Here is a 14,111-nt window from a genome sequence, read left to right as displayed (position 1 = left end):
CTAATATTTTAATAACATATATCAAGCAACACAAAACTAACCTTATGGGTTGGCTTTGTGTGTTATATAAATGGGAATTTTTAAGATATTTTGTTGACTTACTTTTGGTGTTCACCACAAACGCTTCTCAATAACTAAGCCTGCATGCCTTGAATAAACACATCTACATAGTGTTTCATCTTTTCTAAAATGCGTTCACCAATACTTCGGGCTTTTAAAATACTTGGGCGGCTGTCTAAACATTTAAACACATCGTCTCGTATAGGTTGTTTACCACTGTAAATATAGGTATCTATCAAGGCCTTGAATTGGGCTTGATCAAGATTTTCATCTTCACAAATCTTACCGAGAGCCAATACTTTTTGCTCTTGCCAATAGTCGTGGAAAGCTTCGCCGATAGTATCGGAATCTGAGATATGTGGGAGGTTTTCTTCTATGAATTTTTCAATAAGCTCGCGTTTGCTTCGCAGCTTCATATCGCCGCCTAATAAATCTAAAATGGCTTTTTTCTTCGCGGCAGCCCCTGTTGTTTTATCATCTTTAAGGTTAGCAAGTAGTTGAATGATATAGGCTACATTAATCTTGTCTTGATGAATTAACTCCAGCTCAAAATCAATGTCGTTAAGAATGGATACTTTTTCTTTTGCACCACCAACTTTTACTTTATCATAGAGATCGAGATACTTGCCTTTATAATCTTCAAATTCTTGTGCGTCTAAAGGCATGTTTTTCCAATCGAAATCGGTGTAAGATTGTAACACGTTTAAACTACGCATCAGGCGTCTAAAGGCTTGAACAAAAGCAGCTTCTTCGGTTTCACTTTCTAAATCGTTTACACTTTGGTAGGTTGGTGTAATTTCCTTTAAATTATCGAAAGCTTCATCAAATTTCTCAGCGATATCTTCATACTCTGGCATGATAACCACTTCAATGGCATCTTTGTTAGAAAACAACGTAATGGCATCGTCGGTAGCTTTTTTCAGGTTTCTGAAGCACAAAATATTCCCCTGCGATTTCTGGTCGCCCAGAGTTCTATTGGTACGCGAAAAGGCTTGTATTAAACCGTGTTGTTTTAAATTCTTATCTACATACAAGGTATTCACCTTTTTGGCATCAAAACCGGTAAGCATCATATTCACCACAATCACAATGTCTAAACGGTCTTTCTCGTCGTTAAAAGTAATTTTCTCACGTTCCTTTAAACGCTTGCTAATATCTTTAAAATACCCTTCAAATAACTTTGCATCTTTAGTAGTATAACTGGTGCCATACATTTGGTTATAATCTGCTATACATGCTTCTAGTTTATCTCTGGTGTGGCTGGCTAAATAATCGGTTTGCGGTTCGGCAGCATGAAGCATTTCATAATCTGGCATGTAATCTTGCGCATCGGGGTCGTCTTCATTGGCGCCATAAGTAAATATGGTAGCAATGCGTAAATCGTGTGCTCCTGCGGCTTTCTTTTTCTGAAAAACATCATAATAAGCTATCGCGGCATCAATACTGCTTACTGCAAATATGGCCGAATAATCTTTAGAGAATGTTTTCCGGTCATGATTAGCAATAATATAATCGGCAACAGATTCTATATATTTTTCATCTTCAAATACTTCTTTTTTGTTGATGTCTTCCACCATCAGGTCGAACTGCGGTTGGTTTTTATGTTTAAACACGCTGTAATACTCAATGCCGAAACGCAGTACGTTTTCGTCGCGAATGGCATCGGTAATCACGTATTTATGCAAACAGTCGCCAAACAAATCTTTGGTTGTACGTTTTCCTAAATCGTTTTTAGAGGCGTTATCGGCAAAAATAGGTGTTCCGGTGAAGCCGAAGAGCTGACTTTTAGAAAAGAATTCTGTAATCCTGCCGTGTGTTTTCCCAAACTGACTGCGGTGACACTCATCGAAAATAAACACAAAGCGTTCATTTTTTAAGTGTTCTAACTGCGCCAGGTAAGGCCCTGAAATGGCATTGTTTAACTTTTGTATGGTGGTAATTATTAAATCGGAATCTTTAGCATGCCCTTTTTTATCTTTAAAGGTACCTAGAAACTGCTGTACTAAACTGGTTGTACTGTCGGTGGTATCTACACTACCCGATTTAAAGGCATTAAACTCCGTCATGGTTTGGTAATCTAAATCTTTACGATCTACCACAAACACCACTTTGTACACCTCAGGCAAATCCATTAAGATTTGGCTGGTTTTAAACGAGGTTAGGGTTTTCCCTGAACCTGTGGTGTGCCAGATATAAGCATTATCATTGCTTGTTTTAACGCGATTAATAAGCGCTTCGGTGGCGTAATATTGATACGGCCTAAGCGCCATTAAAATCTTATAGGTTTCGTTAATAACAATGTAATGGGCTATCATTTTACCCAAATGATCTGGGTTTAAAAAATCGGCCGCAAACTCGTCTAACTCGGTAATGTTTGTATTGTTGGCATCGGACCAAAAAAAGGTTTGTTTTACCGATTGCAATTCATTATTAGCTAGATACTTGGTGTTTCCGCCATTACTAATAATAAAGAGTTGTACATATTGAAACAAGCCGTTATGGCTCCAAAAGGAATGCTTTTGGTAGCGGTTTATTTGATTAAAAGCTTCTTTCATCTCTAAACCGCGGCGCTTTAGTTCTATTTGCACCAAAGGCAAACCGTTTACCAGTAAGGTCACATCGTAGCGATTTTTATAAGTGCCTTCTTGGGTCACTTGGTTGGTGACTTGAAAATGGTTGTTGAGCCAATTTTCAGAATCGAAGAAACGCACATAAACCGCCTCATCGTTTTGGTTGGTAAAACTAAAACGGTCGCGTAGAGTTTTGGCTTTATCAAACACATTGCCTTTAGCGAGATGGTTCAATATGCCATCAAATTCTTTTTCGGTGAACCTGGTGTTATTAAAGGCTTCTAATTGAGACTTTAAATTAGAAACTAAAGCGTCGCCATCGGGTATGGCAACAGCCTGATAGCCCAAACCAATTAATTGCTGGATTAGCTTATTTTCTAATAGGGATTCAGGTTGGTAGCTCATCTATACTTCTAAAAAAATGGTTTTATAATTCGTTTCTATGTCCTTAATTTCTTTTTCTTTTAAAGCCGAAAATTCTTTTGCTAATGCCCTTTTTGATAAAATCCCATTATTTTGCTCTAAAAACCGAACAAGTATGGCAACCATTTTATCAGGCATTTCAAAATGATTATCTATATATTTTTTAAAATTATCATAGTTTTGCAAGTAGGTTACTTCTTCCGGAATAACACGTTCTAAAGTATCTTCCACACAGTCATATAAAAACTCTGCTTGTTTTGTGGCATCAAAATAACGATAAAGATCAATAGTATCATTTGTAACCTCTACATTATGATCTTCGGTTTCTTTCCATTCAATATGATCTAACAACGGATGTGAATATGTTTCTAAAACGGTTTTATAATCATCAATATGGTCTAGTATTGATGACGATACGGGGAAAATGACACCTTGTTGTGTAAAGGCTTTTTTTGCCAAAACATGATGAATAATATAACGATGTAAACGGCCATTTCCATCAACAAAAGGGTGAATAAAAACAAAGCCAAACGCTATGTTAGCTGCAGCTAGTACGGCATCGTAGCTTTGATCTTGCAACACCTCATTGGTAGCCATTAATCCTTTTAATAGCTGTTCAAGATCTCCTGCTTTGGCCGAAATATGGTCCGGAATTGGTTCGCCTGTAGTGCGGTCATGTTCACCAACAAATCCACCTTCTTTTCGCAAGCCCATCTCTATAAACCTACTGTTTTCTATGACTATTTGCTGCAAGCGAATTAACTCTTCTACGCTTAATGGTTTTTGACCGGCTTGACCAATAGCCTTTCCCCAACGCATCGCTCTATTATTTCCAGGATTTTCCCCCTCTATGGTAAAAGATGCTTTAGAATCTTTTAACAATAAAAAAGAAGATGCACGTTGTAAGACCTCTTTATGAATACTGTTTAAGAATGTATTTTTTTTATCGGATATATTAGCATTAATATGATTCTCTAATTTTTTGGTTTTAAATATTAATGGACAATAATCTCTGGTTCCAGGAAGGTTGTTAATAATACGATGTCTAGGAGAACTTTTACCATTAATGGCATATTGCATTTTTTCATCAATTAAAGGCACAGCTTTCTTTATCGTTAAATCAGGAATCTCTAATTTTTCATTTGTTAACCATTCATACAGAAACCAAATTTTCCTACTGTACATCCCAGTTGGTTCTATATTTAGAAGCTGAAGCACCTCTGCTGTTTTTAGCTTTTCAAATAATTTTTTATAAACCAATAGATTAATGCCTTCATATTTTAAGGCAAACACCAATTGTTTGTAAAGTGTTTCTTCTGGTTTGTGTTTTGGCGTAAAAACTTTCCACCCCTCTACTTCATACTTTTTATTTTTATCACTTATTAGCGCAATAACCTGTGGAATTGGCGCGTGTAAATCCAAATTTTCAATAATCGCAGCATATCCTACAACCAAACCTTCTTCTGGAAGCTTTCTTCCGTGAAAAGCAGGTATTCTAATTGAATATTGGGTATTTAACTTCATTTTTTATGAATTTAAGGTATTCAAATATATATGAAAAACAGGTATTTATTATGAAAAATAGGTCTTAATTTAATATTTTTATGAATTATAGGTATTCCGTCAAGGAACGCCTTACAACCATCTTCAAACTCAAGCCAGTATTCCCGTCATTGCGAACGTAGTGAAGCAATCTGTTTAATCCGTGTTCCATTCATGAGATTGCTTCGTCCTTCGTCCTCGCAATGACGCGTTTAGCTCGCAAGGACGTTATACAAATCCTCCCACTCTGGGTTTTCTTGTTCTATTAAGGCTACCTTTTTTGCTCTACTCCCGGCTTTTAATTGTTTTTCTCTTGCTATAGCATCGCCTATCATTTGAAACGCCTCAAAATACACCAACTTGTTTAAATTATACCGTGCGCTAAATGATTTTTTATATTTTTTGTTTTTATGTTCTTCTATACGCTGTGCTAAATTGGAGGTTACCCCCACATAAAGCGTGGTATTGTTTTTATTGGTTATGATGTATATAAATCCTGGTTTCATAGTTGTCATTGCGAACGCAGTGAAGCAATCTCTTGTTTTCGTAACGTCATTGCGAGGAACGAAGCAATCTGTTTAATTCGTGTTCCGTCATTGCGAACGTAGTGAAGCAATCTGCTTAATTCGTGTTCCATTCATGAGATTGCTTCGTCCTTCGTCCTCGCAATGACGTCTAGCCTCCCTCGCAATGACGCGTTTAGCTCGCAATGACGTTACACAAACATGCGCTGCAACAACCCTTTTTTAAAGCTTTGCGTTTGGTTTATTTGATCGTTTATTTGTTCTATTTTGGTATCGATACTTGATAAATAGCTTGCTGTTTTTTGTTGTTCTTCTATAACAGGTAATTTCAATTTTAATTTCCCTACTCTTGTTGTTGATAAACTTAAAACTTTAATTCCTTGAGCTATAACCATAATTTGCTTTCTCAAGTTCCAAGACTTTAATAAATACCCCATAAAACCAATCGATATTTTCGATGTTAAAGGACGAGCAAGAAATGTGTGAAGTCCAGCTAAGACATTTTTATCTTCCAAATCAATTAACTCGATTGTCTTACCTATATCTTTATAATCTTCAGATGCATCCGCCATAACTAAATCCCCTTTTCTGCAATAAGAATCTTCCTTAATTTTCAAAAGATTAACATTATTATTTATAAAAGGAACATACTCTTCATTCATCTTAAAAGCTGTTTTAAATTTAGTGTGAATATCTCCGTAATGAATATTGTACACTAAACCAGTATCATAATTCAATTTATCTCTTGAGAATGAATTTGTTGAATGAAATGAATACAAATCACCAAACCGTTTCTCCTCCCAATCCGGGTAAGCATTTCCACCATCATCTTTAAAGCGCAGTTTCCCTGAAAACAGCTGTTGCATCACACCTTTTTTGTATTGTTCTAACAACGCTTTCTTTTTGCTGAGCTGCTGTATTTTTTCATCTACCGCAGATAAAAAAGAGGCTATTTTTTGTTGTTCGGGGAATTGGGGTAAAAGTAATTTAGTGTTAAGCAATATTTTTTGCGAAATATTTGTCTGTGATTCAGCAAGGCCACTCGATTTACTAACTAATTGTTTTTGTGCATCTCTATTTCCTAATGAAATGGAAAGAAATAGACTTGATGTACTATCATTAGCTTTAAGTCTAATTAACTTATCAGAAAGCATTAAATTTGAACGTACTTCATTAACATAAACAGTTACCCCAACTCTACTAGTGGGACCTGCTCTTGTAATCAAAATATCTTCTTTAACTACTTGTAAATTAGGCCTAGGCTCTAATGTGTCAGGCAATTTCTTATTTGCATTTTGATTAAACCCTTCATACTACCGCTGTTGTCTTGAGAACTCCCCATTCCTCATTAAATGCAGGATATTCTTCACATTGTGGACTCCAACCAGAATCAATCGAATCAATTCGTGTTTTTAAAATATTTTTCCCCCACTCCCCCTCAAACTCCGGAAACCGCAATTCAGGAACTAAAGATTGAGATGGCTTGAGTTTGTTTCGACCTTTTTCCTCGCCATGACTAGCTTGTGATGCCGATTTGTTATTACTATGTGTTGTTTCTTTACTCATAAGCTGCACGAAGGATTGAGGCATTTGTTTGAGCTCTCCCCATTTTTCTTGGGGAAGCGAGTGCCGAAAGCCTGACCCTTGTGGTCGTGCCCTAATTTTAATTTATATGTGTTGTTGCTATTCATGAGATTGCTTCGGTTTGCTTTGTCGTTCCTTTCATGAGATTGCTTCGTTCCTCGCAATGACGGTTAGAAGGGTGTGTTTATGTCTAATTGTTTACAGAAATCGGCTATGGTGTGATCTACCTGTTTCATGTCCTGGTCGAGTTGCTTTAAGTTGGCAGACACGGCGGTTAAATCTACAGGTTCTTCTTCTTCAAAGGTATCGACATAACGCGGGATGTTTAGATTATAATCGTTTTCTTGAATTTCGCTTAAGCTTGCTACATAGCTGTATTTGTCTATAGCCTCGTGAGCTTCTTCGCTTTGCTCTGCATGACAGGTGTATGTTTTGTAAGTATCTGCTATTTTATTAATATCGGCTTCGCGTAAGTAGTTTTGTGTTTTTACTTTTTCAAAATGTGCACTGGCATCTATAAACAAGATTTTGTCTTTGTTTTTACGGTCTTTTTTAAACACCAAAATAGCCGTTGGAATACTGGTGCCGTAAAAAATATTGGCTGGCAAACCTATTACGGCATCGAGGTAGTTGCGGTCTTTTATGAGGAATTTACGAATGTGGCCTTCGGCAGCGCCTCTAAACAACACGCCGTGTGGTAGCACGATGGCCATGGTACCGTTATCGGCCAATTGGTAAATCATGTGTTGTACGAAAGCGAAATCGGCTTTAGAGCTTGGAGCTAGTTTTCCGTAAGCCGAAAAACGGTCGTCGCTCATAAACAAAGGGCTGGCGCTCCACTTTGCCGAGAATGGCGGATTGGCTACAATGGCCTCGAAACGCAGGTCTTCGTGCTGTGGTTTCTCTAAGGTGTCTTCGTTTTTAATATCGAAGCTGTTGTAATGCACATCGTGCATGATCATGTTCATGCGACATAAGTTGTAGGTGGTTGGGTTCATTTCTTGCCCGAAAAACCCAGCGACATGTTCTACCTCATTAGCGACACGCAATAACAAAGAGCCCGAACCACAGGTAGGATCGTACACCGATTTTAATTGGTCTTTACCAACGGTTACTATCTTTGATAATACTTTAGAAACCTGCTGTGGGGTATAAAACTCGCCTGCTTTTTTACCGGCGCCACTAGCAAATTGCCCGATAAGATACTCGTAGGCATCGCCCAGAATATCGCTTTCGGTGTTTTGTAAATCGAAATCGATTTGGTCTAAATGTGATAGGACTTTAACGATGAGTTCGTTTTTATCGTTTTCAGATTTTCCGAGTTTAGAACTGGTTAAATCGATGTCTTCAAAGAGGTTCCCGAAATCGTCTTCACTATCGGACCCCATGGTGCTTTGCTCAATGTGCGTGAGCACTTTAGACAAATCGCCTAATATAAATTGATTTTTACCGCCTGCATTGCCACGACGTGCCAGTTCTGAGAACAATTCCGATGGCGCTAAAAAGTAACCCAACTTATCTAAAGCGGCATCTTTTAATGCTTCTAGTAGTTCGGCTTCTTGCTCGTGGCCTTCTACATCGGCAAAGGTGATGCCATCGGCTTCTAAGATTTCGTTGGCGTAGAGTTCCATCTTTTTACTGAGGTACTTGTAAAAAATAAAACCGAGTATGTAATCTCTAAAATCATCGGCATCCATTTTCCCCCTTAGGGTGTTTGCGATGTTCCAAAGTTGTTGTTCTAATTGTTGTTTTTGGTCTGTCATGAATGAGGTAATCGTATATCAAAGTATGAATTTTTAAAAATACGAATTACTGCTGAAATTCATTTACTGAAACTGGTAAAAAAAATGTGTTTATGATACTAAAATGGGTTGCTTTTTTTGTTTGTTTCAGAAGGTTTATCGTGGCGAATAACAGCAACCTTTTCTGTATTCGCTATCGTATAAAATGTGGGCTTAGTCACTAATCAATGCTTTTTTCATTATTTTTTGAATCCAAACAGGAGCTAGAGGAATATCATGACCCAAATGCTTTTGATTTTCTTTCTTTAGCAAATTTATTATTTTCTCTTCTTCTTTTTGACTTACTTTATTATTACCAATTTCCTTTAACGCCTGAATAACTAAACGGCTTATAGCGCCTTTTGCTAATAGATTTTTAGGTGTCGTTTTTTTAAATTTAATACTGCGCTTTCCTAATTTTATTTCCCGTGGTGAACCATCGGTTAGCAACACAATATTCATAGGAACTTGAGTACTTAAACCTAAAGCGTTTAAAGCATAGCTTCCAGTAGGTACCGTTCTTATTTTATCGCGTTTAGCAATAGCTTCCGCAATTTCTTCTGCAGTAGGAATTATGGGGCCAATTAAAGCACTAATTTTTGGACGCACATATATACCATGCGCTACTCTTGTAATAACTTTTTTATCTTCTAACCTATCTAGCGCTTTACGAACAGCTTCAGAAGTACCATAATACACATAGTCCCCAGGCATTACCAAAACCCCTTTTGGCTTACTCTTTATAGATTTTTCTATTTTATTTTCAACACTTTCCATGGAACAATAAAATTTATTTTGTCACAAATTTAGCAAATATTTGTGACATAATAAGCAGTGGTTTATTTAATCTATTAATGGTCAAACCATACTAAAGACTTTATTTCGAGAGGCTCTTTTTGCTAAATTATTTACTTGATGATACTATTTAATGTTTAAATATTAAATAATTTAGAATGTAGTAAGTGTACTAAATGTAGCTCATCGCTCCCGTTACTTTATAGCTGCTAGTGGCTACACTGTTATATTTTATATAAAAAACAGCTTTCTCTTTTTTACAGGGTTGGTTTACTTACTCGGTTCGCCACTAGTTTTGAAAACTAGCGGGAGCGGGGAAATTATTATAACGGGCACAAGCGTGACGCTTGCGCGAGCGATGAAAACAAAAAAAAGCTCCCAATTTCTTGGAAGCTTTTATACTCTAGTGACCTCGAATGGATTGACTGTGTCTTTCCAGATAAAGCTCCGCTTTAAAAATCAACAAAAGAAAACACACTGCTCTAAAAAATAAAAGCAAGCTATGTTTTTTAGCTTGCTTTATTTTCAACTTGTGTTGATTTATTCGTGACCTCGACTGGATTCAAACCAGTAACCTCTTGAGCCGTAATCAAGTGCGCTATTCAGTTGCGCCACGAGGCCTTATTTTGTGGGTGCAAATATACATTATAATTTAAAACATATCCAAACTTTTTTTATAAAAATCTAATTGATTATTTTTGAAGCGTCTAAAAATATTGAGCTTAGCTTCAGTTAAAAATGAAGATCAGTTAAAAAACTTAATATTCAACTTTCAAAACCTACATCCTATTCCTATGGAAACGAATTTATTAACAGAAATTTACAAGCACCACTTAGATGAGAACCTCATCAAGGAGATTATTGAAATAGGCATGTATAAAACATTTGAAAAAGATGAAATTATTATAGATATTAATCAAACGCTTAAATATATCCCGCTCTTATTAAGTGGGAACATTAAAATTTTACGTGAAGACCAAGACGGTAACGAATTACTCATCTACTTTTTAGAAGCAGGAGAAACCTGTACCGTGTCGTTAACTTGTTGTATTGGAACCAGTAAAAGTAAAATTAGAGCTGTTGCCGAAAGTGACTCTAGCCTCGTTATGATTCCAGTAGCATATATGCAGAAATGGTTTCAAAGTAATGAAAGTTGGAGAAATTTCATCTTAGAAAGCTACCAAACCAGATTCGACGAAATGTTAGAAGCCATAGATAATCTGGCTTTTATGAAAATGGATGAACGTTTATACAAATACTTGCTTAATAAAACCGTGCTTCACGAATCGAAAAACATCATCATCAAACATCAAGAGATTGCGGAAGATTTACACACCTCCCGTGTTGTCGTTTCACGCCTATTAAAGCAACTCGAAAACGAAAAAAAGATAAAATTAAGTCGGAATAAAATCGAAATTTTATAAAGATATACGCCACTCCTACCATGCTTAGGTAACATTTATCACAAACTATAGTTTTCCAAGGCTATACTTTTGCGATAAAATTTATAGCATGGAACATATTTTAAATCCTTGGCCTTGGTATATTTCTGGGCCACTCATTGCCATAGTCATGGCACTACTTCTTTATTTCGGAAAAACATTTGGCATGTCCTCAAACCTAAGAACGCTTTGTGCGATTGGTGGTGCTGGGAAATTTGCCGATTTTTTCAAGTTCAATTGGAGGGATCAACTTTGGAACCTAACCGTTGTCTTAGGTACTATTATTGGAGGTTTTATCGCGGTTCATTATCTATCCAACGATAGCGGTACCACCTTAAACCCTACAACAGTTACCGAACTTCATAGCATGGGGTTTGAAAACCCTGGAGCAACCTTAGTTCCTAATGAACTGTTTAGTTTTGAAGCCATAACAACACCTCAAGGGTTAATCCTTTTAATTGTTGGCGGCCTATTAGTAGGTTTCGGAACTCGTTACGCAGGTGGATGTACTTCTGGTCATGCCATTACTGGTTTAAGCAGTTTACAACTCCCCTCTTTAATTGCTGTGATAGGCTTTTTTATAGGCGGATTAATCATGGCTAATTTCATATTACCGCTTATTTTTTAATTCAAAACATAATCAAATGAAATTTATAAAATTTTTATTAGTAGGTATCTTCTTCGGCATTGTATTAGTAAAATCTGAAGCCGTTTCATGGTTTCGCATTTACGAAATGTTCCGATTTCAATCCTTTCACATGTACGGCATCATTGGTTCTGCCATAGCTGTAGGTGTTGCTTTTTTACAACTCTCGAAAAGAGGCCATATTAAAACAATAAAAGGCGCCGAACTTTTTGTTCCTAAAAAAGATAAAGGGGTTACCAGATATATTATTGGTGGTATCATTTTCGGGTTAGGTTGGGCACTTATTGGTGCATGTCCTGGACCCATGTATATTATTTTAGGTACAGGTGTTTGGAGCATGCTAATCGTAATCGCTGCAGCCATTGTGGGTACTTTTATTTATGGGTTGCTAAAAAATAAACTGCCTCACTAAACTATGGACAGTATACACTTTATTGGATATATAGGTGCATTAATTGTGGGGCTCGTTTTAGGCTTAATTGGTGGTGGCGGTTCCATATTAACGGTGCCTCTGTTGGTTTACCTTTTGGCTTATAATCCCATTGTGGCAACTGCCTATTCGCTTTTCGTAGTAGGGATTACGTCGTTGGTGGGCACCTACCACAAATACAAAAAAGGCTTGGTCGATTTTGAAATAGGTTTGGCCTTCTCATTCCCTTCATTTTTAGCCGTTTATTTATCACGCCGTTTTTTAGTCCCAGGAATTCCTGACACCCTATTAACTTTTGGAAGCTTTCAACTTACCAAAGATATCGCCATCATGGTCTTTTTTGCTTTTATCATGCTTTTTGCTGCCATTTCCATGATAAAAAAGAAAAAAAATCTAAAACCATCTACCGAAAAACAAGCGTATTACCGAACCTTTATTCAAGGGGTTACCATTGGAACTATTACAGGTTTAATAGGCGCTGGTGGTGGTTTTCTATACGTTCCTGCATTAGTTTTATGGGCAAATATTCCTATGAAAAAAGCCGTAGGCACCTCCTTAATTATAGTAGCTATTAATTCTTTAATTGGCTTTTTGGGCGATGTACAAACTTTAGACATTGAATGGGTTTTCCTTTTAACCTTCACCGCAATTTCCGTATTAGGTATATTAATTGGTGGTTATTTTTCAAAATTTGTAAGCGCCAATAAACTCAAAAAAAGCTTTGGCTACTTTGTGTTAATCATGGCGGCATACATTATATACAAGGAACTCCTAGAGCTTAGTGTCATATAAGTTACAAAGCAATCCATTGGAGTTTTATAATTTTGAAGTAATAAGTGAAATAATAAGATTTCCTTTTTCAAGGAAATAAAAAAATATAACATTATGAAAATCGAACAAATATACACAGGATGTTTAGCGCAAGGCGCATATTATATAGAATCTAACGGAGAAGTTGCGATCATTGATCCACTTCGCGAAACACAGCAATATGTGGATAAAGCTTCCGCGGAAAATGCCACTATCAAGTATATTTTTGAAACACATTTTCACGCCGATTTTGTTTCTGGACACATTGATCTTGCTAAAAAAACAGGGGCTACTATTGTATTCGGACCCGGAGCTGATACCGATTATGATATCCACACCGCCAAGGACAACGAAGTTTTTAAACTCGGAAACATCGCCATAAAAGTGTTACATACCCCAGGACACACTTTAGAGTCTTCAACCTTTTTGTTGATTGATGAAAACGGAAAAGAACATGCTATTTTCTCGGGAGACACTTTATTTTTAGGAGATGTTGGTCGTCCAGATTTAGCTATAAAGTCTGATTTAACTAAGGAAGATTTAGCGGCCATGCTTTATGATTCTTTACGCAACAAAATCATGACACTTCCAGATGACGTTATTGTTTATCCTGCGCATGGTGCGGGTTCTGCCTGCGGAAAAAACCTAAGCAAAGAAACCGTTGGGGTTTTAGGTGATCAGAAAAAAACAAATTACGCCTTAAGAGCAGATATGACCAAAGCTGAATTTGTAAAGGAAGTGCTAGACGGCATTGCGCCACCACCACAATATTTTGCAAAAAACGCCATGATGAATAAATCGGGTTATGATACTTTCGAAACCGTATTAAAACAAGGAAATACCCCTCTAACCCCTGAAGCTTTTGAACATTTAGCAAACGAAGAAGGCGCTCTGGTTTTAGATGTTAGAAATGAAAAAGACTTTGTAAAAGCCCACATACCGAATTCGATTTTTATTGGAATTCACGGCGGATTTGCCCCTTGGGTTGGCGCTTTAATTACCGATTTAAAACAACCTATCCTTCTAATCACTCCTGAAGGCAAAGAAGAAGAAACCGTGACGCGTTTATCTCGTGTTGGATACGATAATACTTTGGGGTACTTAGAAGGTGGAATCGAGGCATGGAAACAAGCTGGAAAAGATATTGAAACCATTGAATCCATTCCTGTGGAAGCATTTTCTAAACGTTTTAAAGCTGGAAAAATTCAGGTTTTAGATGTTCGTAAAGATGGTGAGTATAAATCAGAGCACCTGAAAGGCGACACTGTTAAGCATTTTGCTTTAGATTTTATTAATGACAATATGAACGCCATTGATAAAAATCAAGAATACTATGTGCATTGTGCAGGAGGTTACCGTTCGGTAATCGCGGCTTCTATTTTAAAAGCACGAGGGTTTGATAAGTTGGTTGATATTGCTGGTGGTTTTGCTGCTATTAAAGATTCAGATTTACCTACTACGGAATTTGTTTGTCCGTCGACTTTGTAAAACTAGCACACCTTAA

At 36.9% G+C, this 14,111-nt stretch carries 12 protein-coding genes and 1 tRNA gene; 5 read left to right on the top strand and 8 right to left on the bottom strand.

The genetic code is table 11. From position 1 onward, the window contains the following. Positions 1–134: 134 nt before the first annotated feature. From KO493_RS12005 to KO493_RS11970, 8 genes are all read right to left on the bottom strand, one after another. Positions 135–3,035 (bottom strand): type I restriction endonuclease subunit R, encoded by a 2,901-nt coding sequence (locus tag KO493_RS12005; protein WP_216068211.1) that lies wholly within the window; start codon positions 3,033–3,035, stop codon positions 135–137. After that, positions 3,036–4,577, bottom strand: a complete 1,542-nt coding sequence (locus KO493_RS12000; protein WP_216068210.1) for a Fic family protein — start codon at positions 4,575–4,577, stop codon at positions 3,036–3,038. It abuts the gene before it with no gap. Between the two features lie 230 nt (positions 4,578–4,807). Then, positions 4,808–5,101 carry a GIY-YIG nuclease family protein gene (locus KO493_RS11995; protein ID WP_216068209.1) on the bottom strand — a complete coding sequence of 98 codons (294 nt, stop codon included), beginning with the start codon at positions 5,099–5,101 and terminating at the stop codon, positions 4,808–4,810. Positions 5,102–5,310: 209 nt separating this feature from the next. Further along, the gene (locus KO493_RS11990) at positions 5,311–6,399 is read right to left on the bottom strand and encodes a restriction endonuclease subunit S (RefSeq protein ID WP_216068208.1); all 1,089 of its coding nucleotides are present in this window, start codon (positions 6,397–6,399) and stop codon (positions 5,311–5,313) included. A gap of 28 nt (positions 6,400–6,427) precedes the next feature. Continuing rightward, positions 6,428–6,709: a hypothetical protein gene (locus KO493_RS11985; protein WP_216068207.1), complete on the bottom strand. Its 282-nt coding sequence runs from the start codon at positions 6,707–6,709 to the stop codon at positions 6,428–6,430. Between the two features lie 164 nt (positions 6,710–6,873). Further along, positions 6,874–8,466: a type I restriction-modification system subunit M gene (locus tag KO493_RS11980; RefSeq protein ID WP_216068206.1), complete on the bottom strand. Its 1,593-nt coding sequence runs from the start codon at positions 8,464–8,466 to the stop codon at positions 6,874–6,876. 192 nt (positions 8,467–8,658) lie between these two features. Further along, entirely contained in the window at positions 8,659–9,261 is a 603-nt protein-coding gene (locus tag KO493_RS11975) for a DUF6088 family protein (RefSeq protein ID WP_216068205.1), read from the bottom strand. A 565-nt stretch (positions 9,262–9,826) separates the two neighbouring features. Then, positions 9,827–9,900 (bottom strand) — tRNA-Arg (locus tag KO493_RS11970). Positions 9,901–9,977: 77 nt separating this feature from the next. Here KO493_RS11970 and KO493_RS11965 point away from each other — a divergent pair. The 5 genes from KO493_RS11965 to KO493_RS11945 all read left to right on the top strand — a co-directional run bounded on the left by KO493_RS11965 (position 9,978) and on the right by KO493_RS11945 (position 14,095). Next, positions 9,978–10,703, top strand: a complete 726-nt coding sequence (locus KO493_RS11965) for a Crp/Fnr family transcriptional regulator (protein WP_354667434.1) — start codon at positions 9,978–9,980, stop codon at positions 10,701–10,703. Between the two features lie 88 nt (positions 10,704–10,791). Further along, complete coding sequence (locus KO493_RS11960) at positions 10,792–11,349, top strand: YeeE/YedE family protein (RefSeq protein WP_216068204.1); 558 nt, start codon at positions 10,792–10,794, stop codon at positions 11,347–11,349. A gap of 16 nt (positions 11,350–11,365) precedes the next feature. Further along, positions 11,366–11,779, top strand: a complete 414-nt coding sequence (locus KO493_RS11955) for a DUF6691 family protein (protein ID WP_216068203.1) — start codon at positions 11,366–11,368, stop codon at positions 11,777–11,779. A 3-nt stretch (positions 11,780–11,782) separates the two neighbouring features. Continuing rightward, positions 11,783–12,589 carry a sulfite exporter TauE/SafE family protein gene (locus KO493_RS11950; RefSeq protein ID WP_216068202.1) on the top strand — a complete coding sequence of 269 codons (807 nt, stop codon included), beginning with the start codon at positions 11,783–11,785 and terminating at the stop codon, positions 12,587–12,589. Between the two features lie 93 nt (positions 12,590–12,682). Then, entirely contained in the window at positions 12,683–14,095 is a 1,413-nt protein-coding gene (locus KO493_RS11945; RefSeq protein ID WP_216068201.1) for an MBL fold metallo-hydrolase, read from the top strand. Positions 14,096–14,111: the final 16 nt, after the last annotated feature.

Origin of the sequence: Pseudotamlana agarivorans, from assembly GCF_018860245.1 — a bacterium.
In the GTDB taxonomy this organism is placed as follows: Bacteria; Bacteroidota; Bacteroidia; order Flavobacteriales; family Flavobacteriaceae; genus Pseudotamlana; species Pseudotamlana agarivorans_A.
This window is presented reverse-complemented; position numbering and strand designations above follow the sequence as displayed.